This is a genomic window from Kaistella flava (ex Peng et al. 2021) (assembly GCF_015191005.1).
In the GTDB taxonomy this organism is placed as follows: domain Bacteria; phylum Bacteroidota; class Bacteroidia; order Flavobacteriales; family Weeksellaceae; genus Kaistella; species Kaistella flava.
The window spans coordinates 2,981,357-3,003,794 of the sequence record NZ_CP040442.1 but is presented as its reverse complement, the minus strand read 5'-3'; the positions used below and the strand labels follow the sequence as shown (position 1 = coordinate 3,003,794).

The 22,438-nt window shown below is 34.3% G+C and carries 25 protein-coding genes and 1 tRNA gene; 18 read left to right on the top strand and 8 right to left on the bottom strand.

Annotation, left to right across the window (positions count from 1 at the left end; translation table 11 throughout):
• Window positions 1-198 precede the first annotated feature (198 nt).
• From lon to Q73A0000_RS13445, 11 genes are all read left to right on the top strand, one after another.
• Window positions 199-2,604, top strand: a complete 2,406-nt coding sequence (lon, locus tag Q73A0000_RS13495) for an endopeptidase La (RefSeq protein ID WP_193811458.1) — start codon at window positions 199-201, stop codon at window positions 2,602-2,604.
• 76 nt (window positions 2,605-2,680) lie between these two features.
• Complete coding sequence (locus Q73A0000_RS13490) at window positions 2,681-3,790, top strand: AI-2E family transporter (protein WP_193811457.1); 1,110 nt, start codon at window positions 2,681-2,683, stop codon at window positions 3,788-3,790.
• 131 nt (window positions 3,791-3,921) lie between these two features.
• Entirely contained in the window at window positions 3,922-4,836 is a 915-nt protein-coding gene (locus tag Q73A0000_RS13485) for a DUF4349 domain-containing protein (protein ID WP_193811456.1), read from the top strand.
• Between the two features lie 48 nt (window positions 4,837-4,884).
• Window positions 4,885-5,235: a hypothetical protein gene (locus tag Q73A0000_RS13480; protein WP_193811455.1), complete on the top strand. Its 351-nt coding sequence runs from the start codon at window positions 4,885-4,887 to the stop codon at window positions 5,233-5,235.
• A gap of 120 nt (window positions 5,236-5,355) precedes the next feature.
• The gene (pgi, locus tag Q73A0000_RS13475) at window positions 5,356-6,996 is read left to right on the top strand and encodes a glucose-6-phosphate isomerase (protein ID WP_193811454.1); all 1,641 of its coding nucleotides are present in this window, start codon (window positions 5,356-5,358) and stop codon (window positions 6,994-6,996) included.
• Window positions 6,997-7,014: 18 nt separating this feature from the next.
• A complete protein-coding gene (locus tag Q73A0000_RS13470) occupies window positions 7,015-7,899 on the top strand; it encodes a bifunctional 5,10-methylenetetrahydrofolate dehydrogenase/5,10-methenyltetrahydrofolate cyclohydrolase (protein ID WP_193811453.1) in 885 nt (294 codons plus the stop codon).
• Window positions 7,892-8,524, top strand: coding sequence for a 7-carboxy-7-deazaguanine synthase QueE (locus Q73A0000_RS13465; RefSeq protein ID WP_193811452.1), 633 nt, complete (start codon window positions 7,892-7,894; stop codon window positions 8,522-8,524). Before Q73A0000_RS13470 ends, Q73A0000_RS13465 begins: the two co-directional genes overlap by 8 nt.
• A gap of 35 nt (window positions 8,525-8,559) precedes the next feature.
• A complete protein-coding gene (locus tag Q73A0000_RS13460; RefSeq protein ID WP_193811451.1) occupies window positions 8,560-9,933 on the top strand; it encodes an exopolysaccharide biosynthesis polyprenyl glycosylphosphotransferase in 1,374 nt (457 codons plus the stop codon).
• 37 nt (window positions 9,934-9,970) lie between these two features.
• Entirely contained in the window at window positions 9,971-10,723 is a 753-nt protein-coding gene (locus Q73A0000_RS13455; RefSeq protein WP_193811450.1) for an MlaE family ABC transporter permease, read from the top strand.
• Window positions 10,723-11,532 (top strand): ABC transporter ATP-binding protein, encoded by an 810-nt coding sequence (locus Q73A0000_RS13450; protein ID WP_193811449.1) that lies wholly within the window; start codon window positions 10,723-10,725, stop codon window positions 11,530-11,532. The genes Q73A0000_RS13455 and Q73A0000_RS13450 overlap by 1 nt, the downstream gene beginning before the upstream one ends.
• Window positions 11,525-12,148: an outer membrane beta-barrel protein gene (locus Q73A0000_RS13445; RefSeq protein WP_193811448.1), complete on the top strand. Its 624-nt coding sequence runs from the start codon at window positions 11,525-11,527 to the stop codon at window positions 12,146-12,148. The genes Q73A0000_RS13450 and Q73A0000_RS13445 overlap by 8 nt, the downstream gene beginning before the upstream one ends.
• 39 nt (window positions 12,149-12,187) lie before the next feature.
• Here the strand turns inward: Q73A0000_RS13445 and Q73A0000_RS13440 are convergent, their stop codons facing one another.
• Window positions 12,188-12,514 (bottom strand): hypothetical protein, encoded by a 327-nt coding sequence (locus tag Q73A0000_RS13440; protein WP_193811447.1) that lies wholly within the window; start codon window positions 12,512-12,514, stop codon window positions 12,188-12,190.
• 73 nt (window positions 12,515-12,587) lie between these two features.
• A complete protein-coding gene (locus Q73A0000_RS13435) occupies window positions 12,588-13,397 on the bottom strand; it encodes a M48 family metallopeptidase (protein WP_193811446.1) in 810 nt (269 codons plus the stop codon).
• A 103-nt stretch (window positions 13,398-13,500) separates the two neighbouring features.
• Between Q73A0000_RS13435 and Q73A0000_RS13430 the strand changes: the two genes are divergently transcribed.
• Both Q73A0000_RS13430 and Q73A0000_RS13425 read left to right on the top strand, forming a co-directional pair.
• Window positions 13,501-14,034, top strand: a complete 534-nt coding sequence (locus Q73A0000_RS13430) for a DUF4251 domain-containing protein (RefSeq protein WP_193811445.1) — start codon at window positions 13,501-13,503, stop codon at window positions 14,032-14,034.
• Between the two features lie 180 nt (window positions 14,035-14,214).
• Window positions 14,215-14,820 carry a DUF4251 domain-containing protein gene (locus tag Q73A0000_RS13425; RefSeq protein WP_193811444.1) on the top strand — a complete coding sequence of 202 codons (606 nt, stop codon included), beginning with the start codon at window positions 14,215-14,217 and terminating at the stop codon, window positions 14,818-14,820.
• Between the two features lies 1 nt (window position 14,821).
• On the opposite strand, the gene meaB is transcribed toward Q73A0000_RS13425, so the two are convergent.
• Window positions 14,822-15,805, bottom strand: coding sequence for a methylmalonyl Co-A mutase-associated GTPase MeaB (gene meaB / locus Q73A0000_RS13420; RefSeq protein WP_193811443.1), 984 nt, complete (start codon window positions 15,803-15,805; stop codon window positions 14,822-14,824).
• 140 nt (window positions 15,806-15,945) lie between these two features.
• Here meaB and Q73A0000_RS13415 point away from each other — a divergent pair, with 140 nt between their 5' ends.
• The 4 genes from Q73A0000_RS13415 to Q73A0000_RS13400 are packed head-to-tail and all read left to right on the top strand — an operon-like array spanning window position 15,946 to window position 17,671.
• Window positions 15,946-16,260 carry a cytochrome C gene (locus Q73A0000_RS13415; RefSeq protein ID WP_244140745.1) on the top strand — a complete coding sequence of 105 codons (315 nt, stop codon included), beginning with the start codon at window positions 15,946-15,948 and terminating at the stop codon, window positions 16,258-16,260.
• Window positions 16,261-16,263: 3 nt separating this feature from the next.
• Window positions 16,264-16,605 (top strand): tRNA-binding protein, encoded by a 342-nt coding sequence (locus Q73A0000_RS13410; protein WP_193811442.1) that lies wholly within the window; start codon window positions 16,264-16,266, stop codon window positions 16,603-16,605.
• A 24-nt stretch (window positions 16,606-16,629) separates the two neighbouring features.
• Window positions 16,630-17,328 carry a 3'-5' exonuclease gene (locus tag Q73A0000_RS13405; protein ID WP_193811441.1) on the top strand — a complete coding sequence of 233 codons (699 nt, stop codon included), beginning with the start codon at window positions 16,630-16,632 and terminating at the stop codon, window positions 17,326-17,328.
• 16 nt (window positions 17,329-17,344) lie between these two features.
• Window positions 17,345-17,671, top strand: coding sequence for an SUF system Fe-S cluster assembly protein (locus Q73A0000_RS13400; RefSeq protein ID WP_193811440.1), 327 nt, complete (start codon window positions 17,345-17,347; stop codon window positions 17,669-17,671).
• Window positions 17,672-17,892: 221 nt separating this feature from the next.
• Here the strand turns inward: Q73A0000_RS13400 and Q73A0000_RS13395 are convergent, their stop codons facing one another.
• Together Q73A0000_RS13395 and Q73A0000_RS13390 are read right to left on the bottom strand one after the other, a co-directional pair.
• On the bottom strand, window positions 17,893-18,297 hold the full coding sequence (locus Q73A0000_RS13395) for an OsmC family protein (protein ID WP_193811439.1): 405 nt from the start codon (window positions 18,295-18,297) through the stop codon (window positions 17,893-17,895).
• Between the two features lie 80 nt (window positions 18,298-18,377).
• Window positions 18,378-19,226 carry a hydroxymethylglutaryl-CoA lyase gene (locus Q73A0000_RS13390; RefSeq protein ID WP_193811438.1) on the bottom strand — a complete coding sequence of 283 codons (849 nt, stop codon included), beginning with the start codon at window positions 19,224-19,226 and terminating at the stop codon, window positions 18,378-18,380.
• A 186-nt stretch (window positions 19,227-19,412) separates the two neighbouring features.
• Between Q73A0000_RS13390 and pepT the strand changes: the two genes are divergently transcribed.
• Window positions 19,413-20,672, top strand: a complete 1,260-nt coding sequence (gene pepT, locus Q73A0000_RS13385) for a peptidase T (protein ID WP_193811437.1) — start codon at window positions 19,413-19,415, stop codon at window positions 20,670-20,672.
• Between the two features lie 813 nt (window positions 20,673-21,485).
• Here the strand turns inward: pepT and Q73A0000_RS17195 are convergent.
• The 3 genes from Q73A0000_RS17195 to Q73A0000_RS13370 all read right to left on the bottom strand — a co-directional run bounded on the left by Q73A0000_RS17195 (window position 21,486) and on the right by Q73A0000_RS13370 (window position 22,359).
• Entirely contained in the window at window positions 21,486-21,725 is a 240-nt protein-coding gene (locus Q73A0000_RS17195; protein WP_410504132.1) for a GIY-YIG nuclease family protein, read from the bottom strand.
• A gap of 169 nt (window positions 21,726-21,894) precedes the next feature.
• Window positions 21,895-21,968: transfer RNA gene (locus Q73A0000_RS13375), tRNA-Asn, on the bottom strand.
• 133 nt (window positions 21,969-22,101) lie between these two features.
• Window positions 22,102-22,359 (bottom strand): GIY-YIG nuclease family protein, encoded by a 258-nt coding sequence (locus tag Q73A0000_RS13370; RefSeq protein WP_193811436.1) that lies wholly within the window; start codon window positions 22,357-22,359, stop codon window positions 22,102-22,104.
• Between the last annotated feature and the right edge of the window lie 79 nt (window positions 22,360-22,438).

Below are 22,438 nucleotides of genomic sequence, written 5' to 3'. Positions count from 1 at the left end.
TTTTTAACAGATTAGAAAAAAAATTGCACACTTATTTAAAACACGAGGCAGTTTGATGGTAATTTTGTCTAAATTTTCGCTTGGCATAGTGATTGTGAAATTACACTAACCTTATTAATATCCGTACTTAAACGACTAAATACGGCTAATCACCTTTAACAATCTATAAAAAATGACAATTTGTCATTCCACAATATTATGACAGAATTTGACGACCTAAACTTTGACGAAATGTTAGACGACGCTTTCGGTATTGTATCTGAAGAAATTAACATTTCTGATATATTGGATCACGATGAAAATAATGAACAAACTGTATTTCCAATCCTTCCGGTTAGGAATATGGTGATGTTTCCTAAAGTAATTATCCCAATTACCGCTGGTAGAGAGATGTCGATCAAACTTTTAGAGGAGGCACAACGGAATAATGAATACATCGGAATCATTACTCAAAACAATTCCAGCATTGAAAATCCAACGACTGGTGATTTATTTCAAGTTGGAACATTGGCGAAAATCCTCAAAATCATTAAACTTCCTGAAGGTAATATTACCGCAATCACAAGAGGTTTCCAAAGATTTAAAGTAAAAGAATTCACTGGGACAAAACCTTATTTCAAAGCAGAAATCACTAAACTTAAAGATACTTCTACCAAGAAAAAAGAAGAATACGAAGCGTTATTGGAAAACGTAAAAGATTTGGCGTTGAAGATCATTGACATTGATCCAAACATTCCGAATGCTGCAAACTTTGCCATTAAAAACATTTCTGACAATGAGGATTTATTAAACTTTGTTTGTTCAAACGCTAATTTTTCACCAAACGAAAAACAGAAATTACTGGAAGAAAAAAACCTAATGATTCGTGCTGAAAAATGCTACACTTTGATGCATGATGAATTTCGAAAATTAGAATTGAGAAGTCAGATTCACAATAAAACTTCGAAAGATCTCGATAAACAACAGCGCGAATATTTCCTTAATCAGCAGATCAGAACCATTCAAGATGAATTAGGCGGCGGTCCAGAATCTGATGTTGAGGAACTTTTAGAAAAAGCTAAAAAAGTAAAATGGAATGATGAAGTTGAGGAACATTTCAAAAAAGAAATCAACCGTCTCCAAAGACAAAATCCAAATTCCCCAGACTATAATGTTCAGCGAAACTACTTAGATTTCTTTACAGAATTACCTTGGGAGAAATATTCGAAAGACGTTTTTGATATTATTAAAGCCGAAAAAGTTTTGGATAAAGCCCATTACGGTTTAGAAGATATCAAGACAAGAATTTTAGAACACATGGCGGTTCTAAAGTTGAAAAACAATATGAAATCGCCGATTTTATGTTTAGTCGGTCCTCCGGGAGTTGGTAAAACTTCATTAGGAAAATCGATTGCAGATTCTTTGGGCAGAAAATACATCCGTGTTTCTTTAGGTGGACTTCACGATGAATCAGAAATCCGTGGTCACCGTAAAACCTATATTGGTGCGATGGCAGGACGAATTCTACAATCCATTAAAAAAGCAGGAACCTCAAATCCAGTAATTGTTTTAGATGAAATTGATAAAATTGCTACTGGCATTCACGGCGATCCAAGTTCTGCTTTATTAGAAGTTTTGGATCCTGAACAAAATAATTCTTTCTATGATAACTTTTTAGAAATGGGTTATGACTTATCGAAAGTGATGTTTATTGCAACTGCAAATTCACTTTCTACAGTTCAGAGACCACTTCTTGACCGAATGGAAATTATCGAAATTTCCGGTTATACTTTAGAAGAAAAGGTAGAAATCGCAAAACGTCATCTCATTAAAAAACAGCAGGAAGAAAATGGTTTAGATGCAAAATCGTTTAAACTCGGCAATGCTGAATTGAAACATATCATCGATGCGCATACTTCTGAAAGTGGAGTTCGTGGCTTGGAAAAACAAATCGCTTCCATTGCAAGATGGGTTGCGTTGCAAACTGCGATGGAAAAAGCATACGATCCAAAAATAACGGTGGACAAAGTCGATGAAATCTTGGGAGTTCCGCGCCCTAAAAGCTTATCTGAAATCACTGGAGTTCCGGGAGTTGTAACTGGTTTAGCCTGGACTCAAGTCGGAGGTGACATTCTCTTTATTGAGAGTATTTTGAGTGAAGGAAAAGGAAACTTAACCATGACTGGAAATCTCGGAAATGTGATGAAAGAATCCGCAACTATTGCTTTGGAATACATCAAAGCAAAACATGATGAGTTAGGAATTTCATCTGAGGACATTCAGAAAAATAACATTCACGTTCATGTTCCGGAAGGTGCAACACCGAAAGATGGACCTTCTGCAGGAATCGCGATGTTAACATCTATTGTTTCGAGCTTTAAAAATAAGAAAGTGAAATCTCACTTAGCGATGACCGGAGAAATTACCTTGCGTGGTAAAGTTCTTCCTGTCGGTGGAATTAAAGAGAAACTTCTCGCCGCAGCGAGAGCAGGAATCAAGGAAATCATTCTTTGTGAAGCCAACAGAAAAGATGTAGAAGAAATCAAAAAGGATTACCTTAAGAATTTGAAAATCAATTACGTGCAGCGAATGAGCGAAGTTATTGATTTGGCAATTGAAAAATAGAAAACTTAGAAACGCTTCAATTTATTTTGAAGCGTTTTTTATTTCAATAAAAGAAAAATTGTCGTTATTTTGTGTTATGAAAGATATTAAACTCCCTTTTGTTGCGAGATTAGCTTTGGTACTCATCAGTATTTTGGCTTTAGGATATTTGGCTAAAATCGGTAAAGGGGTTTTGGCTCCCTTATTTTTTTCTATTTTAATGGCACTTTTATTTCTCCCTTTTGCTAATTTCCTGGAGAGAAAACTGCGATTCTCACGAACACTTTCTACCTTCTCCTCTCTTTTTGTGATGCTGCTTTTTTTAACCGGATTAGTTTATTTCTTCTCGGTGCAGCTCAGTGATTTCGCAGATGATTTTCCCGTTTTAAAAGCACAAGTTTCAAGATCTTTTAATGAGTTACAAATTTGGGTTTCTCATACCTTCCATCTTAATTTTGCCAAACAAATGAGTTATTTTAATCAGCTATTAGAAAAACTACTTTCTTCTACCGGACTCATTTTAGGCTTTACCGTTTCGATGTTTTCATCAACGATGGCGTTCTTTATCTTCAGTGCTTTGTTTTTCATTTTCATATTAAATTATCGTCGGGTTTTATATCAATTCATTATTTCAATATTCCAAAATCAGCATTTTGCAAAAGTAAATGAAGCAATTGTAGAAATTCAAAAAATCATCAAGAGTTATATTACAGGATTATTTATTCAAATAATTATTGTCAGTAGTTTAACGAGTATTTTACTGTCAGTTTTAGGAGTGAAATATGCAATTCTCTTGGGCGTTTTGACTGGCTTAATGAATGTAATTCCTTATGTTGGAATTATATTTTCAAGTTTAATAGCTTGTTTAATTTCTTTTGCAACTGGCGGTAATCACACTCTTTTTGTCTTGCTTGGTTATTTGGCAATTCATGCAATTGATGGAAATATCACCCTTCCTTTGGTCGTAGGTTCAAAAGTAAAAATCAATGCCCTCTTCACTTTCATCGGACTTTTAATCGGTGAAGAATTATGGGGAATCTCCGGGATGTTTTTGAGTATTCCCTTTTTAGCAATTCTAAAAATTATATTTGAAAGAGTTGAAGGTTTAGAACCTTGGGGAAGAGTTTTAGGTGAAGAAACGAAACTGAAAAAACCCCGTAAAAAATACAAAATCACTAAAAACATCACTTTAGAAGAAAAGGAATAAATGATTAAAAAACTGTTTATCAATTAGTTATATTGCAAAATTGATTTTACAAGAAGTATAGAATTCATTTACAAACTTTACAAATGATTCAGGCGGAAATTTGATTCAATTAATCAATTAAAAATTCCGTTATGAAATCACCAACTTCCAACATCGTTCTTGGTTCCTTACTACTAACCATTATTTTTTCTTGTAATAAGACAGAAACTGGTGGTGCAAATCATCAAGCAACTGCTGAATATACTGCGACTTCAGAAATATCAGACAGCATTTCCTCAGCCGCCACTTTACAGGTTAAAGACAAACAATTTATCAAATCTGCTGATGTAAATATGGAGGTAAAAGATGTTTACGACGCGACCATTTCCATAGAAAAACAATTAAAAGATTTACGTGGATTTGTAACTTCAAGTCGATTGAACTCACAGATTATTTCCGAAGAAACCTTCAATACTTCTGATGAAAGCGCCACATTAGTTCGAAAATTTCAAACAGAAAATTCAATCCAAGTTCGAGTTCCCACCGAAAAGCTGGGAGAATTCCTAACTTTTATTAATGCTAAAAAATTATTTCTGAACACAAGAAATATTACTGCAGAAGATGTCACTGCCAATATTAAATTAGCAAATCTGGAAACGAAAAGAAATGCTAAAACTGAAGCGAATATTTCTCAACTAAAAACTCACAAGGACAAAGTCAATATGGCTGATGAAAATCAATCTGAAGCCAATTATCAGAAAGTAGCTGATTTTGAAATGACAGACCAGTTAAAATACAGCACTGTAGACATTTACCTAAAAGAACCGAAACTTCGCATTGCTGAAATCGCTATTACCAATACCAGAAACATTGATAATAAATACAAATTCAACTTTTTTTATGATGTGAAAAATGCTTTTGTTGAGGGCTTTTATATCATTCAAAAATTAATAATTGGGTTGGTAACAATCTGGCCAATTCTATTAATTGGCGCCGTTATTTTTTACATTATTAAAAAACGAAAACCTCTTTTTGAAAATTCAGAGTCTGAAAACATTTCAAAGTAAATTGAAACAAAACGCTCAACATTTTATTAGTTTTGCGAAAAAAAATTAATGAAAAGCATTTTTACAAGTTTGACTTTAAGCTCAATGATTCTATTAAGCTCATGCACAACAACTTTGGTTTCAAATAAGAAAAAAGAAATAGATTCTGCACTGCAAACAGGGAAGACTTATACTTTTGTTAAAAACAATGGGACACAAGAGAAATTCAGAATTTTAAAAATCGAGGAAGATAAAATCACTGGTAAAAATGACGACGAGAAAAACTTCGTTATAGAAAAAGCGGACATTTCAAAAATTAAGAAAAGCAACACGATAGGAACTGTTCTTATCGTTGTAGGAGCTTTAGCCGCTGCCGTGCTTATTCCCGCTTACGTAAGCAATAAACCTGTCGGTCAATAATCAACATTTATATATGCCAAACTTCAGCCTTCGGAATTTTTCGGAGGTTTTATTTTTCCGTAAATTTGTGACGATTTTAAAAATAAGAAAATTTAAAATCTGTAATTTAAAATTTCTAGAATGTTACCGAAAATAAATCCTACACAGACCACCGCGTGGAAAAATCTACATGAACATTTTGCTCAAAACGATTTCGACCTTCGAACGCTTTTTCAAAATAATCTTGAAAGATTTCAACAATTTTCGATTAAAAGAGAAGATTATCTTTTCGACTTTTCTAAAAATCTAATTGATCAAAAAACCTTTGATCTTTTACAAAATTTAGTAGAAGAATGTGATTTAAAATCCGCAATCAGTGCTATGTTTTCGGGCGACAAAATCAATGAGACAGAAGGAAGAGCTGTTTTGCATACCGCCTTAAGAGATTTTTCAGATAAAGAAATTTTGGTTGATGGTGAAAATATTAAACCTGCAATTAAAAGAGTTTTAGACCAAATGAAAACCTTCTCCGAGAAAATTATTTCCGGTGAACACAAAGGTTTCTCAGGGAAAGAAATTACCGATGTTGTGAATATTGGAATTGGCGGATCTGATTTAGGACCAGTAATGGTTTGTTCGGCTTTGAAACATTTTAAAACAAGGTTGAATGTGCATTTCGTTTCTAATGTTGATGGAAATCACATCGCGGAAGTTACCAAAGACTTAAATCCAGAAACGACACTTTTCATTATCGCTTCTAAAACTTTTACCACCCAGGAAACAATTACCAATGCAGAATCTGCAAAGGATTGGTTTTTGAAAGCCGGAAAACAAGAAGAGGTAGCCAAACATTTCGTGGCACTTTCTACAAATATAGAAGCCGTGAAAAATTTCGGAATTGCAGAAGAAAACATATTCGAATTCTGGGATTGGGTAGGTGGAAGATATTCACTTTGGAGCGCAATCGGTTTAAGCATCGTACTTTCTGTAGGTTATGAAAACTTTGAACAATTATTAAAAGGAGCCAATGAAACTGACACTCATTTTCAAACTGCTGCCTTTACAGAAAACGTTCCTGTAATCATGGCTCTTACTGGAATCTGGTATCGTAATTTCTTTGATGCTGGAACGTATGCAATTTTACCTTACTCGCAATATTTAGATCGCTTCGCAGCTTACCTTCAACAAGGTGATATGGAAAGCAATGGAAAATGTGTAGACAGAAATGGTGAATTCGTAGAATATGAAACGGGACCGATTATCTGGGGAGAACCTGGAACCAATGGTCAACACGCTTTCTATCAATTGATTCATCAGGGAACAGAATTAATTCCCGCAGATTTTATCGCATATGCAAAATCTTGCAACGTGGTTTCTGACCATCAGGAAATATTAATGGCGAACTTTTTTGCTCAAACAGAAGCATTAGCATTTGGAAAAACGGAGGAAGAAGTAAGAGCTGAATTAGCAAAATCCGGACTTTCAGAAGAGGAAATTGAAAGATTAGTTAACTATAAAGTCTTCCACGGAAACACACCAACTAACTCAATTATATTCAATGAATTAACTCCTTTTTCATTAGGACAACTGATTGCATTATATGAACATAAAATCTTTGTTCAAGGTATCATTTGGAACATATTCAGTTTCGATCAATTTGGAGTAGAATTAGGAAAAGTTTTAGCTGGGAAAATTTTGTCTGAATTAAAGAATACAGAACCTGTTATCTCTCATGACTCTTCTACGAATGGTTTGATTCAGTATTTTAAAGAGAAAAAGTAAATCTAAAATAAAAACGAAATGGCACAAATTCTCGATGGACTGAAAGTCTCCAAGGAAATTAAAAATGAAATCCGCATTGACGTTGACAAGATTGTTGAAAACCATAGACGACCACCACATTTGGTAGCGATTTTGGTTGGAAAAAACGGCGCGAGCATGACTTATGTGAATAATAAAATCAAAGACTGTAAAGAAGTTGGTTTTAAATCTTCATTGGTAGATTTTCCAAGTACGGTTTCTGAAGCAGAACTTTTGGAGAAAATCGACGAATTGAATAAATCGAAAGATGTTGATGGATTCATCGTTCAGTTGCCTTTACCAAAACAAATCGACCAGGAGAAAATTATCATGGCAATTGATCCAAGAAAAGATGTTGATGGTTTCCACCCTGAAAACTTTGGAAAAATGGCCTTGGAAATGGACACCTTTTTACCGGCAACTCCATTTGGAATTTTGACTTTATTAGAAAGATACGAGATTGATACTAAAGGAAAACACTGCGTTGTTATTGGAAGAAGTAGAATTGTAGGAAAACCAATGAGTATTTTAATGGGGAGAAAAGATTTCCCAGGAAATTCAACGGTAACTCTTACCCACTCTTATACTCCTCATATCGAAGAATTCACTAGAAATGCAGACATCATCATTACTGCTTTAGGCGATCCTAATTTCTTAAAAGCAGATATGATTAAACAAGGTGCAATAATCATTGACGTGGGAATTACCCGAGTTGAAGATGAATCTGAAAAAGGATACAAATTGGTCGGCGATGTCGATTTTGAAAGTTGTAAAGAAAAAGCAAGTTGGATTACTCCCGTTCCAGGTGGAGTTGGTCCTATGACAAGAGCCATGTTGATGAAAAACACGATTTTGGCCTATAAAACTTCAGTATATAATGATTAAAGAAGAAGAAAATATTTTATTAAAAGAAGGTAAAATGCTCCCAGTGATGGAGCATTTTTACACCATACAAGGTGAAGGTGCCCACACGGGGAAAGCCGCATATTTTATCAGACTAGGAGGCTGCGACGTCGGTTGCCATTGGTGTGATGTGAAAGAAAGTTGGGATCCGAATTTACATCCTTTGATGAATACAGAAGAAATTGCCGTAACTGCAGCAAGTTTTTGTAAAACCATCGTTTTAACTGGTGGTGAACCTTTGATGTGGAATCTGGAAATCTTAACGAATAAGTTAAAACAACTCGGTTGTGAAATTCATATTGAAACTTCGGGAGCGTATGAAATGTCTGGAACTTTAGATTGGATTACCCTTTCACCTAAAAAAACCGGTTTACCAAAACCCGCAATTTATGCGAAAGCGAATGAGTTGAAAATGATTATTTTTAATAATAACGATTTCAAATTTGCGGAAGAACAAGCAGCGAAAGTTTCAGGAAACTGTAAACTTTATCTTCAAAGTGAATGGAGCAAAAGAGAGGAGATGTATCCGAAAATCACTGACTTTATATTGGCAAATCCAAGATGGCAAGCTTCGGTGCAAACTCATAAATATTTGAATATTCCATAAATTATATTAGATTTACCTTCTAATTAAAATGCTATATGCAAAGAATTCGATATTCTCGATATTTCAAGACTGCTTTTATTCTCATCGATGTTGTTGTGATAGCAGCAGTTTTTGTATATTTTTTTCTTAGGAATAATGATCATCTTTTTTCGGAAGAAACATCAGAACAAAATATTCTTTCGATTACCTTACTTATATTTTACTGGATTTTACTCAGCAGTAGAACCAAGTTGTATTCCGTAGCCCGGAATATTACGTACACCATTTATTTGGAGCGATTGGTTACTCATATTTTAATTTTCATTTTTGGGGTTATTTTATTAGCGAAAGTAAGTAATAACGATTTTTTAAAACAAGACCGATTTCTGCTGGGATTAAGTCTATTCTTTCTACTATTCATCATTAAATCAACGCTTTTTTTTACTTTAAAATATATTAGAACTAAAGGACTCAACTATCGAAATGTGATGTTTCTATCATCCGACTCTTCATCAGAAATACTAAAAAATATTTTAAAAGAACGGAAAGATTATGGCTTCAAAATTTACGATTACCCAAATGAAAAACTTTTTAATTTTGAAAATCTAGTCAAGTACTGGAAAGGTAATGGAATACACACCATGTATATTTCTACTGAACCACAAAATTACAATAAGGAGCAGGAATCAGAAATCCATCGGTTGGCAGAGGTGCACAAAGTTCGTATCTCGTTAATTCCCAGTGTAATAATAAATAATTTCTTTGAGTATGAATTGGGATACATTGAAACTCAACCCATTTTAGTTCGGTCTAAATTCCCATTGGATTACTTAACAAACATTGTATTAAAGCGAACATTCGATCTGGTATTTTCTGTTTTTATATTGGTTTTTATCTGTACTTGGCTGTTTCCGATTATTGCCCTTTTAATTAAATTGGATGGTAAAGGACCCATCTTCTTTATTCAAAAAAGATATGGCTATCATGATGAAGTTTTTAATTGCATGAAATTCCGCACCATGCGTGTTAATGGCCACTCTGCAACCAAAACAACGGAAGAAAATGACCATCGGATAACAAAAATTGGTAAATTTCTTCGAAAGACAAGTTTAGATGAAATGCCACAATTTATGAATGTTTTAAAAGGTGACATGTCAGTTGTGGGACCAAGACCTCACATGCTTTTAGTTGATGATTTTTACAAACTAAAAATTGGCCGTTACTCGATAAGAAGTTTAGTGAGACCTGGTGTTACGGGCATGGCTCAGGTAAATGGATTGCGCGGTGACTCAGGGGATGTCGATCTCAAAATGCAAAAAAGAATTCTTGCCGATGCGTTTTATGTGAAAAACTGGACGTTAATGTTAGACTTAGTGATTATTGCCAAAACGATCTTTTTAGTAATCGGCGGTGATAAGAACGCTAATTAAAACTCCATTAAAAAATAAAAAACACTAATTTTGCAACATGTTAAAAAATCTGTTGAGCCAAGTTGGCGCATATTTCCTTCTCCTATCAAAAACCTTAAAAAAGCCTCAGAAGGCCTCCATATTCGGTAAATTGTTCATGCGTGAAATTTATGATTTGGGAGTTAATTCTTTCGGATTGGTTCTCTTTACGTCCACCTTCGTAGGAGCAGTTGTAGCGATTCAAATGTTTAATAACTTCAGCGCATCATCTTTTCCGATTCCAAACTCGTTTATTGGATATGCGACTAAAGTGGTTCTGATCTTAGAATTTGCACCTACCATTATATCAGTTGTTTTAGCTGGTAAAGTTGGATCCTATATTGCTTCGAGTATAGGAACGATGCGAGTTACCGAACAAATTGATGCTTTAGATATTATGGGAGTTAACTCTCCGAATTTTCTAATTTTACCAAAGATTTTAGCCAGCATAATTTTTAATCCTTTACTCATTGCAATTAGTATTGTGTTTGGAATCTGGGGAGGATATTTAGCTGGAACCTTGACCGGAAGTTGGAGTAAAGCAGATTATATCACCGGAATTCAAATGTATATGCCACAGCACTTTATCTGGTATGCCTTTTTCAAAACAGCGGTATTTGCTTTTTTAATTGCAACAATCCCTGCTTATTTTGGTTATAATGTAAAAGGTGGTTCACTGGAAGTTGGCCGCGCAAGTACACAAGCAGTAGTTTGGACGATTGTCGCCATTATTATTATGAACTTAATATTAACTCAAATGTTCCTAAGCTAATGATAGAAGTAAAAGATTTAAAGAAAAAATTTGATGAAGTCGAAGTCTTAAAAGGAATCTCAACCACTTTTGAAACCGGAAAAGTAAACCTAATCATTGGTCAAAGTGGATCAGGAAAAACCGTTTTTTTGAAAAGCTTGCTTAATGTTTATCAGCCAACTTCAGGGGAAATTCTTTTTGATGGCAAGGATATTAATAAAATGTCACGTGATCAAAAACAAAGTTTACGAGCTGAAATCGGAACGGTATTTCAAGGAAGTGCTCTTTTCGACTCGATGACGGTGGAAGAGAATATCACTTTCCCTTTAGACATGTTTACCAATCTAACTTTCAGAGAAAAGAAGAGACGTGCTTTTGAGGTTATTGGACGTGTTCATTTAGAAAAAGCCAACCGAAAATATCCTTCAGAAATTTCTGGTGGAATGCAGAAAAGAGTTGCGATTGCAAGAGCAATTGTAAACAATCCAAAATATCTTTTTTGTGATGAGCCGAATTCCGGACTGGATCCTTACACTTCTAATATTATTGATGATTTGCTTTTAGAAATTACGAAGGAATATAATACGACGACCATCATTAATTCACACGATATGAATTCTGTTATGACGATTGGCGAGAAAATTGTATATCTCCGACTTGGGATCAAGGAATGGGAAGGCGATAAAGACATCCTGATTAATGCAGGCAATAAAAACCTTATCGATTTCGTTTATTCCTCAGAATTGTTTAAAGAATTACGCGAGTACTTTATGAAAACAAATAAGACCTCCATCGACAATATTATAACAAAACCCCATAAAAATGAATAAAGTACTTAGCGTCATGCTAATTGGCGCAAGCGTCTTAGGATCTGCACAGATAAAATTTGCAGCAAAAGCAAACTTACTTTTCCCAACAGATAAACCATCTTGGGAAAGCATCAAAGGTTCAGCTGTAACCGCATATAACGAATCAGGAAAGAACAATACTGGTTTTAATGTTGGTCTTTCTGCGAAAGTAAATTTACCAGCTTCGTTATTTCTAATGCCCGAAATTTATTATACTACTTTCAAAACTGAATTTAATGTTCCAGAAACCAATACTACTTTAGAAGCGAAAAGCAACAGAGTTGATGTTCCAATTCTTTTAGGATATAAAATACTGGGAGATAACTTAGGGATTTTTGCAGGCCCTGTAGCTTCTTATAATCTTTCTACTGATAATCAATTTGCAGATTTTAAAGAAAATGCAACTAAGGATTTTACAGTAGGTTATCAATTTGGAGCGCAAGTTCAATTTCAAAAATTAATTGTAAATGCTAAATATGAAGGAGCATTTACAAAAGATCAAAGAGACTTCATTAACAATAACAACGGCACTAGCGAAACCATTCGTTATGACAGCAGACCAAGTTTATTTATGGTAGGTTTAGGTTATGAGTTTTAAGAAAAATCAATTTTAATTGACCATAAAAAATCCTCTGAATTAGTAATTCGGAGGATTTTTAGTTTCGTCTGTTCTTGTATAATTGACAGTTTGTTGTCTTGCCAATTCGGCGGCCTGCTTTTCGAGATCTTCTTTTTCTTTCCGAAGTTGAATTAATTCTCGTTTCTTCTCTTCTTGTTTTAGAGCAGTTCCTTTGCTGACGTATCCTACAATCCCGCCGATAATTAAACCGATTCCTATTCCGGCAAGAATACCCATTAAGTTGATTGGCTCAAAAAGTTTAACAAAAGAAAATTGCGGCAACATATAGTAAAGCAAAAATGCCAGACCAAGCAATAAAAGACCAATAAAAGATAAATTTTTCATAGTTATAGAATTAAAAAACCTTTCCAAATTTAAGAAAAATAAGGAAAGGTTACGTTATAAATTATTAGAAGTATTATACTTTACCGCCAGCAGCTCTGTAATATTCCAAAGCTTTTGACATGTGTTTTTCTAAATCTGCTCTTCTGGTATCAGGATTCGGGTGAGTTGAAAGAAATTCTGGAGGTCGGTTTCCTGTTGAGGCAACTTCCATTCTTTGCCAGAAAGGTTGTGCTTCTCTCGGATCATAACCCGCCATACTCATTAAATAAAGTCCCATTTCATCAGCTTCTAGCTCTTGACTTCTTCCGTATTTCAATAGTGCAACCTGAGCACCAATCGGATAAGCTTGTTGAAAAATTGCAGCTAATTGACCGTTTGAGATTGTACTTCCTAAAATAGCACCTCCATATTCGGCAATCATACCTTGCGAAATTCTCTCATTACCATGACCAGCAAGTGCGTGAGAAATCTCGTGGCCCAAAACCACTGCTAAACCTGCATCAGTTTTAGTGATTGGCAAAATACCGCTATAAACTGCAACTTTACCACCTGGCATACACCAAGCATTAATTTGTTTATCATCAAGTAAATTAAATTCCCACTGATAATTAACAAGATCTGCTTCTCTACCAATACCTCTGTAATAATTATTAGCAGCATTCTTAATTCTTAAACCAACATTCTGAACACTTTTTGCAGCAGTTGTCCCTTTGATAACCTTTGCCTCCGATAACGCTTGCTTATATTGCTGAAGAGCCATTGCCGTAATCTCTTGATTATTGGCCAATTGCAAAGATGACCGTCCAGTAATTGGATTAGTAGTACATGCAACCATCACAACTGAAAGTGCCGTGATTCCTAGAAATTTATTTAATTTATTCATTGTAGTTTATTTTAATATAATCTTCCTTTAAACAATTTTTATTCCAAATAAAAATTTGATGTACAATATTGCATAATTTTTGCATGATTACAAGAAAAATTATATGAAAAATTTATTCAAAATATGCGTTGCCGTTTTCGTACTCGCTTTAGCATTTTCTTGCAGTACCCAAAACAATGTTGCTCCAGCAAATATTACTTCTTTATTGCAGTCTAACGAATTTACTTTCATCGCTGAACGTGCAAATCCAAACAACATCGATGTCATCAATGTGATTAACTCTTTGCCTAATGGAAGTTCATCTAGAATGTTGGATTTAGATCCTGGTTACACGATTGAAATTAGAAAAGATAAATTAGACGTTACATTACCATATTTTGGAAGAATGTACACTCCTAATATTGACCCTAGTAAAAACTCTTACCGATTTACTTCTAAAGATTTTACCGTTAATAAAAAAGATGGTAAAAAAGGAAGTTCTATTTACACTATCATTGCAAACGATCAGCAAAACATTCGTACAATTACAATGCAAGTTTTCACAAATGGAAAAGCGTATGTATCCATTGATTCTAATGACAGACAACCTATTTCTTATGATGGGTATATCACTGATAATACAGCATTGAAGAATTAAATTATTTCTTCAATAATTTCTCAACAAAAATTTTTGCTTCTGTACTTGGATTTGATTTCAGGTCAGAAGCATTTTTTTATATTCTTAGTAAAACGTTTCAGTGGATTTGTCTGATTTTTTTATTTCAGACTAAAGATGTAGTTTAGTAAAACCCTACTATTAATAAAAAAAGCACCTACTATGAGAAATTTATCTTCAATAATCGCATATTTAGTATTTTTATCAATGACGACCTCCTGTAACGTTCAAAATAATGCAATTTCGAAAAAAGCAGTTTACCCATTACAAACAGAAAGTTTTACTTTTATTGCAACAGAGAGAGAACAAGATGGTTTCAATTACAACATAGAAGAAATAAAACAAAATGGAAACTCATGGAACAATCCTCCAAACTTTCGTGAACGCAAAGTCTTTGTTAGTCCTAAATCTGCACCCTTAGATTCTGGTTATAAGATTACTGTTACAAAAGATGAGTTGATGGTAACTCTTCCTGCATTTTATGGCTTAAAAGACACAAAGACAAGTCCATCAGGAACGATTCAAGATATGACTTGGGATTACAGATTGATTCACTTAACTTCTTCTGATTTTACGGTGGATAAAACAATCAATAAAAAAGGCAACACTGCTTTAACAATCATTGCGAAAGACAGCAATAATCCGATAACAATTAAAATGGAAGTTTTCAAAGACGGAAAGACTAACGTTGTATTTGAACCTGGTGATCAAAAATCAACTTCGTATGCTGGTTATGTAAGGAACAAAAATGTTATTGCAAAAAAATAAATTATTTCGTTAATAATTTCTCAACAAAAATTTTTGCTTCTGTACGTGGATTTGATTTCAGTTCAGAAGCATTTTTTTTATGCTCTTCGTAAAAGGTTTCTGTTGATTTATCTGATTTTGTTTTTTGTAAAATATATTCCTGAACCCAATAATCAAAGCGTTTCTCTGCCTGTTTTTTCCGGGTTTCTTCAAAAGAATGATTTGAAATTTTTAAAGTAATAAATTCTTCAATTTTGTCATAAACTTCCACTAAACCAGTATTATTTAAAGCAGAACCAAGCATAACCGGAACTTTCCAGTTTTTCTCTTTTGATGGCAAAAAGTGAAGCGCACGCATCAATTCAACTTTCGTATTCTTTGCTTTCAAGCGATTTTCTTCTTCGACTTTATTAATGAAAATAAGATCTACCATTTCCATAATGCCGCGTTTAATCCCTTGAAGTTCGTCACCACCACCAATAATCTTTAAGAATAAAAAAACATCGGTAATATCGGAAACCAAAACTTCACTTTGACCAACACCCACGGTTTCTATTAAAATAAAATCGTAACCTGCCGCTTCACAAATCAACATCGACTCAAATGTCGCGTTAGCAATTCCACCCAAAAATCCAGAAGTCGGACTTGGACGAATAAAGGCATTTTTTTCCTTCGACAATTCTTCCATTCTTGTTTTATCGCCCAGAATAGAACCTTTGTTTAAAGAGGAACTGGGGTCGATTGCTAAAACCGCCACTTTTTTCCCGTGCTGAATGGCCAACTTTCCAAAACTTTCGATGAAGGTTGATTTTCCTGCGCCCGGAACTCCGGTAATTCCAACTCTGATTGACTTTCCGGTAAAAGGTAAGATTTCTTTTAAAAGTTCTTCGGCTTGTTCGCGATGTTCGGCTTTTTTACTTTCCACCAATGTGATTGCTTTTCCGAGCAATCGTTTGTCGCCAGATTGAATTCCTTTTATCAGTTCTTGGTTAGAAGGGGTTTTCATTAATTCAAAAATACAATTCTTTTACGAAATGAAGTTATTAAGATTTCGGCGAAAGTTTTTTTTGAATGATGACGATGTGAATTCAAATAAATCTAAAAAGAAAATTGCTTATTTTTGAATCAATAATAAAAAATAAAGTCATGAAATTGAAACATCAAAAACAATCAACTCCCAGTTATACTTTTTTAATCGCTGCTTTAGGGGCGGTTGGATTTATGTTTTCTTGTACTCCAAGAACTGCAGTAGCAGGAACTAAAACTATTACAGCAGAACATCTTGCTAAAGGTCAAGTAGTTTTTGAGAATTCTTGTGGAAAATGTCATGACTTGCCAAATCCAACAGATCATAACGCACAGGATTGGGTAGGAATCATGAATTCGATGGCACCAAAAGCGAAGTTAAACGACGCTCAACATCAAATGGTTTATGATTATATTGTTTCAGCTAAAAATTAATAAATGATAAAGCCCGAGATCAGTTGGGATGTTTTCGAAAAACTCGATATCAGAAGCGGAACAATTATTTCGGCTTCTGATTTTCCACAAGCACGAAATCCTTCCTATCAATTAGAGATCGATTTCGGTGATTTAGGAATTAAAAAATCTTCTGCTCAGATTACTGAACTTTATTCAAAAGAAAATCTCATTGGAAAACAAATCATCGCTATCGTTAATTTTCCTAAAAAACAGATTGCCAACTTCTTAAGTGAATGTTTGATTTTGGGAGTTTACGGCGAAAATAAAGAGGTAACGATTCTTACGACAACTTTCCCCGTGAAAAACGGATTACCGATAGGGTAAAAACTTTCGATAAAAATTAAAATTATGATTCAAAATGTTCCTTTAGAAAAAGTATTATTTCTGGATATTGAAACAGTTCCACAATCTGGAAATTGGGAAGATTTAGCTGAAACAGATCAGTATCTCTGGGATAAAAAAACCAGATTTCAACGTAAAGAAGATTTTTCTGCTGAAGAATATTACCACGATCGAGGTGGGATTATGGCTGAATTCGGTAAAATAATTTGTATTTCTGTCGGAATATTGGAAAAAAACGGAAAGCTGATGATTAAAAGTTTTTCCGGTGACGATGAAAAAAAACTTTTGGAAGAATTTGGAGAAATCTTTAACAGACCGAAACTACGTGACGTCATCCTTTGCGCGCACAATGGAAAAGAGTTTGACTTTCCCTGGATTGCCCGACGATTTTTAATTAATGGCATGCAACCACCGCTTCCTTTCCAAATGTTCGGAAAGAAACCGTGGGAAATCGCACATCTCGACACCATGGAACTTTGGAAATTCGGTGATTACAAATCTTTTATCTCCTTAGAATTACTCGCTCATCTCTTCGGAATCCCAACTCCAAAAGATGATATCGATGGTTCAATGGTCGCATCAATCTATTATATAGAGAAAGACTTATTTAGAATCGTTCAATATTGTGAAAAAGATGTCTTAACTTTGGCAAATGTTTTTCGGCGCATGCGTCAGGAAGATTTATTAGAAAAAAGTGAAATTTAAAACGTTCCAAAGTAGAATGAAATATACAGACGAAAAAATTGCCGAAATCGGTGAAAATATCATTACAGCCCTAAAAACCGTTTATGATCCAGAGATTCCGGTTGATATTTATGAATTAGGATTAATCTATGATGTACAAATTTCGGACGAAGGTAAGGTGAAAGTGATTATGACTTTAACAACACCCAATTGCCCAGTTGCAGAAAGCTTACCCGCAGAAGTTCGGGAGCGCGTAACCGAAGTTGAAGATGTAAAAGAAGTCGATTTGGAACTCACCTTTGAACCTTCCTGGAACAAAGATATGATGAGTGAAGAAGCCCGTTTTGAATTGGGTATGTTCTAAAAATAAAATGCCGGAGATTTCCGGCATTCATTATTATACGAAGAATTTTTTTAATGCTTTTTTAACCACAAAAGACGCAAAAGTTTTATTTCAATTAAGCTATTCAAAAGTTAGCAAAAGAAGAACAGTTTATACATTTTCTTTTTTTCACAATCTTTTGAACAGCTTTTTCTCCTATTTATCTTCTCTCTTTTGCCGTTAAAAATAGAAAGCGATTAATCTTATCCTTCGAATTCGAACATCACTGTTTTCTGAACGCTCGGATGTATTGATAACGCAACAGGACAATGAAGTGCTGTTTCTTCTATAAATTTCTTTTGCTCATTTGTAAACTTTCCGGGAATTCTCACGATACAAAAAATTGTTCCAATTCTTTTCGGTTCTGGATAGGTTGATTTTTTTAATTCGCAGGTAGCACCTTTAATAAAAATCCCTCTTGGCTCGCCTAAAACGGCTACTGCCATTAACATTGATTGTCCGTATGAAATCCCAAACAAATCGGAAGGTGAAAATAATTCGGAAGTCCCGCCTTCTCTTAACGGTGCGCAAGTTGTAATAGTTGCTCCCGATTTTTCGTGTTGTGAAACGATTTTGAAGTCGCCTAAATAGGTAATTGTTGAAGTCATAGTTTTATGTTTATTTTACTATAAAGATAACGAATTCGTTTAACTTTTAAAACAAAACATCTGTCATGCTTCTAATATTATTAAAAATGGAAAATATCCTTCGCTTTATTATAAGCACTTTCGAAATTGAGTAAATTTAAAGAGTGTTCTATTTTTTCTACAGCCATAAAATTAATGACTTGCTCAGTCGGCATATTACCCACCAAATCATCTTTTGCCATTGGGCAACCGCCAATTCCTTTAATTGCAGAATCGAATCTTCGACAACCATTATCGTACGCAGCTTTTAATTTTTTGTAAGAATCTTCGTAACGGTTATGAAAATGTGCGCCGAAATCAATTTCAGGATATTTCGAAGGGATGGTTTTAAAGAGCAGTTCGATTTGTTCTAAAGTTCCGGTTCCTGTGGTATCTGAAAGTAAAACATTTTTAACACCAATATCATTAAATCGCTGCGCCCAGTAATCAACATCTGCTGCTTTCCACATTTCACCATAAGGATTTCCGAAAGCCATTGAAAAGTAAACGTTCAAAACACGACCATCCAATTCTAAAAGTTCGGTGATTTTTTTAATATCGTTAAAAGCTTCTTCTTGATTTTTATTGGTATTTCTAAATTGAAAAGTTTCAGAAATAGAAAAAGGAAATCCTACAATATCAACCGCTTGATGCTCCAACGCTTTTTGTGCTCCACGATAATTAGCAACGATCACAGAAAGTTTAGTATTAGAAACCCCTTTATCAATCTCATCGATTACGATTCCAGAATCGGCCATTTGAGGAATTGCTTTATGGGAAACAAAACTCCCGCAATCCAGCACATCAAAACCTACTTCCATTAACGAATTAATGTAGTCAATCTTCTTTTGCGTGGGAATAAATTCACCCCAACCTTGCATTGCATCTCGTGGACATTCGGTTAGAAACATTTCTATTTTTTGATTTTCTCAAATATACCAAAACTTTAAAAAACGTCTGAACAAATTTAAAACTATTTTAAAGCATTGATTAGTAAATATTTAAATAAAACTTAATTATAAATACAAGTGAAATAATTTCGACACATTTGCCATATCATCAACGTAAAATTTTAACTTTGTTAAAAATATGCAATTATGACGACCATAGATTTTAACCTTGACTGGAAACTGAAGCTACAGAACCGTTTCATTAATTATGTAAAAATATATTCGACCAGTGATCCTGAAAGTGAAGCGACGCCTTCTACTCCACAACAATGGGATATTGCAAAATATATTTTCGAAGAATTACAAACGCTTGGACTAAGTGATGTTTCAATGGACGAACACGGCTATATTTACGCTTATGTTCCTTCAAATTTAGAAAACGACGATGAACCAGTTGTAGGTTTTATATCGCATTATGATACTTCACCTGACTTTAATGGTGAAAATGTAAACCCGCAGATTTGGGATGATTACGACGGAGGCGATTTGCTTTTGAATAAAGAAACAGGATTTATCCTTTCTTCAACAAAATTTGAAACTTTAAAAGATTACGTCGGAAAAACTTTAATTACAACTGACGGAACTTCTTTACTTGGTGCTGATGACAAAGCAGGTGTGGCAGAAATCGTTACTGCTGCAGAATTTTTACTGGCACATCCAGAAATTAAACATGGTAGAATTGCTATTGGATTTACGCCTGATGAAGAAATCGGAAGAGGCGCGCATAAATTTGATGTAAAGAAATTCGGAGCAGAATGGGCTTACACAATGGACGGAAGTGAAGTTGGTGAGCTGGAATATGAAAATTTTAACGCGGCCGGAGCGGTTGTGAAAATTCACGGCTTGAGCGTGCATCCTGGTTATGCGATCGGTAAAATGGTGAACGCTTCTTTATTGGCAGCAGAGTTTATCAAAATGCTCCCTGAAAACGAAACACCTTCTACTACAAGAGGATTCGAAGGTTTCTATCATTTAACTGATTTAAAATCTGAAGTTTCTGAAGCGAAAATTCAATACATCATTCGTGATCACGATAATGATAAGTTTGAAGCAAGAAAAAAATTCATGACCGATGTTGTCGCAGAATTCAACAAAAAATTTGGTGCGGGAACTGCCGAAATTGAAATCAAAGAACAGTACCGCAACATGAAGCAACAGTTTGAAGGAAAAATGCATATTGTAGATATTGCAGAACAAGCGATGAAAGACGCGAACATTGAACCTAAAATAAAAGCCATACGAGGCGGCACAGACGGCGCACAGCTTTCTTATATGGGTTTACCTTGTCCAAATATTTTTGCGGGCGGAATTAACTTCCACGGACCTTATGAATATGTTTGCTTGGAATCTATGGAGAAAGCGGTGAAAGTAATTGTGAATATTGCGAAAGCGATGAAGAAGAAATAAACTGGAATTTTATTTTATTGAAACCATCATTTTAATTAATGGTGGTTTTTTGCATTTAAAAGGAATTCGATTAGATATTGCACCAATATTAAGTTATTTCACAGCTTTCTGTTTTTAATGTTTCCTTTAAAGATATTGTTTCTAAAAAACCTCCATTAATCATTTTCAAGCCAATTTATTCCTCTAAAAGGAAATAAAGTTAAACAAGCGATTGACTTTAAACAACTTATAATCCTTAAAAGCCTCTTCATCTTTAAAATTAAACGCAAAAAAAACATCATCCTTTAGTTCCTGAATGATGGTTTGACTTTTTTTCTAACGCCTCAATTTAAAGGGAAGAACTTCCGATCAATCACAAAGCTTACGAACGATAACGAACTGCGCTAAAACGCAACTAAATGACGCTTCTTGTTCTGGTAGCTCCTCAATAAGCTTTGATGTTTTTTGTTTCTCTCCAAATTTTTCAATTCTCACAGCATCAGCCTATATTCCATTAATTACAAAATAGGTCTTTAAAATCCCAAGTCTAAGTTTTTGAAGTGAAAGTAGTTTTGCCTGATTCACGGTATTTAGCACTGTATTGATGAACATTAGAATCATATTCAAAGCAGCAAATCAAGGGATCCTGCGGAAAAGAAAACTCAAATAAAATAACTTTTCATCTTATAAAATGCTGTTATTTTATTAATTCCCATTGTAAAAGAACAACATAGAAAAACATACAACAAATTTAAACACAAAAAAACCACCATCCCGAAGTTTCGGGATGATGGTTTTGCTCCTCTTCTTGGGCTCGAACCAAGGACCCTCTGATTAATTCCGAAGCTTCGGGACTCTAACCAACTGAGCTAATACACCAGAAAAAACAGTTTCTTCTTCAAGAAGCCTCTCAATAAACTTTGATGACTTTTGTTTCTTTATAAATTTTTCAATTCCTATCGCATTAGCCTCAGTGCCATTAACATCAAAATAGCCTTTTAGAACCCAAGGTCTATGTTTTGAGGTGAACGTATTTTTATCTGATTCATTATGCTCAGCAACACGTTTCTTAATATTAGAAGTATATCCAACGTAATAAATATGTAATTCGACGAATATAATATGTAAATAAAATATTTTTTCATTGTGAATAATCTTCTAAATTACTGACTTTCAAAAGTAAACAATTTAATATTCACAAGTATAAACACAAAAAAACCACCACATTTCTGTGATGGTTTTGCTCCTCTTCTTGGGCTCGAACCAAGGACCCTCTGATTAACAGTCAGATGCTCTAACCAACTGAGCTAAAGAGGAGTGTTGCTCTTTGCTTTAAGCGCCTGCAAATATAGAATTTTTTTTTTAATTACCCATGAATTTAAACAAAAAAGAACAACATTTCTATGATGGTTTTGCTCCTCTTCTTGGGCTCGAACCAAGAACCCTCTGATTAATCCCGAAGCTTCGGGACTCTAACCAACTGGGCTAATACATCAGAAAAAACAGTTTCTTCTTCAAGAAGCCTCTCAATAAACTTTGATGACTTTTGTTTCTTTATAAATTTTTCAATTCCTATCGCATTAGCCTCAGTGCCATTAACACCAAAATAGCCTTTTAGAACCCAAGGTCTATGTTTTGAGGTGAACGTATTTTTATCTGATTCATTATGCTCATCAACACGTTTCTTAACATTAGAATGTATATCCAACGTAATAAATATGTGAATTCGACGAATATAATATGTAAATAAAATATTTTTTCATTGTGAATAATGGATCAATCTCAAA